This is a genomic window from uncultured Salegentibacter sp., assembly GCF_963972535.1.
In the GTDB taxonomy this organism is placed as follows: Bacteria; Bacteroidota; Bacteroidia; order Flavobacteriales; family Flavobacteriaceae; genus Salegentibacter.
In genome coordinates, this window is the sequence record NZ_CAXAVR010000198.1 from 1 (window position 1) to 2,211 (window position 2,211).

Annotated in this window: 2 protein-coding genes; one reads left to right on the forward strand and one right to left on the reverse strand. The window is 34.4% G+C overall.

What is annotated here, in order from left to right:
- Positions 1 to 1,082, reverse strand: a 1,082-nt coding sequence (locus AACZ30_RS13745; protein ID WP_339650084.1) for a histidine kinase, incomplete at its 3' end; no start/stop codon positions are given.
- A gap of 159 nt (positions 1,083 to 1,241) precedes the next feature.
- Here AACZ30_RS13745 and AACZ30_RS13750 point away from each other — a divergent pair.
- Positions 1,242 to 2,211: glycoside hydrolase domain-containing protein (locus AACZ30_RS13750; RefSeq protein WP_339650087.1), on the forward strand; the 970-nt coding region annotated here is incomplete at its 3' end.

Genomic DNA, 2,211 nt, shown 5'->3' on the forward strand with positions numbered 1-2,211 from the left:
GATTTTAATTTTAATGCGACAATAAAGTTCTCGTCTTTGGAGTATATTTCCAGATTGTAATCTTTTTCAGCATAGCCTAATGCCAGACGTTTTTTTACATTTTCTATCCCTATGCCCCCGCTTTCCTTTTCCAACTTATTGTTTATTCTTTTGTCTGGTAAGGTGTTGCTTACCTTAAAGTAAATAACTTCCTGTTTCACCTGTAATTTTATAGAAATACAAACATCTCCAATGTTTTTACTGGCGCCATGCTTAAAAGCGTTTTCAATAAATGGAATAAATAGCATTGGCGGAATTTTTTTACCCTCAATATCCCCGGTAACTTCCATATTTATTTTTACCTGTTCCCCATATCTAATTCGTTCCAAATCCAGGTAATTCTGAATACAAAGTATTTCTTTATCAAGTGGTTGTTTGTTATCTTTAGTTTCATAAAGTAGATAACGCATAAGTTCAGAAAGTTTTAAAACAGTTTCCGAAGCTTTTTTAGATTGTTCAAGGCTTAGAGAGTATATATTATTTAGGGTATTGAAGAAAAAATGAGGTGAAATTTGCGAGCGTAGAAATCGCAATTCGGTTTGAAGTTGCTCTTTTTCTAATCTTGCGGCCCGTTTGCTTGCACTAAGCCAATCTAAAGTTATTTTTATTGCGGTTACAAAAGAAATCACATAAAACTCCCCCAGCATCATAGTAAGGGCGTAATTAAATGTGAAGTCAGAAGTAGCTTCGGGACCTTCGGGCCATACATTATTACTTACAAGAAATAGCGTAAGATAGAACTTAGCCACTACCATAATAAAAATTGATACCAATAAAATAGAGGAAAAGCTTATAAATCGCCGTTTAAAGATAAATCTTGGAATTAAAAAATAAATGGTGAAATAGCATAAAAACATATGAATTGGAAAGCCAATCAAATTACCTTTAAGTGATAAAGCAAAATCATCATAATAACTACCCCATCGCAGCGTATTAAAAAGAAAATATATTAACCAAAAAACCAAATGATGCCAGGCAGTAATTTTATAGTCACCCTGGTTTTGAATGGAGAAACCGTTTAAGAATTGTTTTCTGGTAAGCATTTTGATTTTTTTCGCTATTCAGCTTTTGTAAATGGTCGTTGGTCTAAATTTCTTTTTTGTGACGCTGAATATATGAATATTTAGCATATAAGTTAAAATAATGTTTACGTGATCTTAAATAATCGATTTCAAGCCCTAGGAAATTTAGTAGTATGTTTTTTGCTTTTAATTTTTGCTTCCTGTGAGCAGCGGGAAAAAGAAAAAAATAACTCTGATAAAACTGAAAAATTAACAGCTCATGTAAATCCTTTTATAGGAACTGGAGGACATGGACATACCTTTCCCGGAGCGGCTCAATCTTTTGGGATGTTGCAACCTAGCCCAGATAATGGAAGAAGTGGTTGGGACTGGTGTTCCGGTTATCATATATCAAGCGATACCATTGCTGGGTTTAGTCAATTGCACCTAAGCGGTACCGGAATTGGTGATTTAGCCGATTTACTTTTTATGCCTGTTACCCAGGAAATTGATCTTAGCCAAAAAGTAACCTCACAGAAGGATATTCCTTATGCTTCAGAATTTCAACACGATTCTGAAATTGCAATTCCCGGTTTCTATAGTGTTTTTCTCGATAAACCTCAAGTAAAAGTTGAGCTCACAACTTTAGACAGGACTGCGTATCATAAGTATGAATTTGAGGAAAACAGCGAACAAAGCCTTATTCTGGATTTGGGGTTTGCCATTAACTGGGATAAACCTACAGAAACTGCTATAAATATTGAAAATAAAACCACAATTAGCGGTTATAGGTACAGTACCGGTTGGGCAAATAACCAGAAAGTATTTTTTGTAGCAGAATTTTCAAAACCAATAACCGATCACCGATTTTTTCAGGATTACCAGGTAGCGGAAGGTGATAAAATTTCGGGAGAAAAGACGTCAGCACAATTCTATTTCGATAAAGATTCCGGTCGGGAAATTGAAATGAAGATAGCTGTTTCTTCGGTAAGTGTTGAAAATGCCAAACAAAATTTAGCTAAAGGAGATTTCGATTTTGAAAACATCAAAGAAGAAGCAATTCAAAATTGGGAAAAGGAACTATCTGGAATAAAAGTAAAAACTCCGCAGGATTTTTTAAAAACAATTTTTTATACAGCACTTTATCACACCAAGCTTTCCCCGGTGGTAT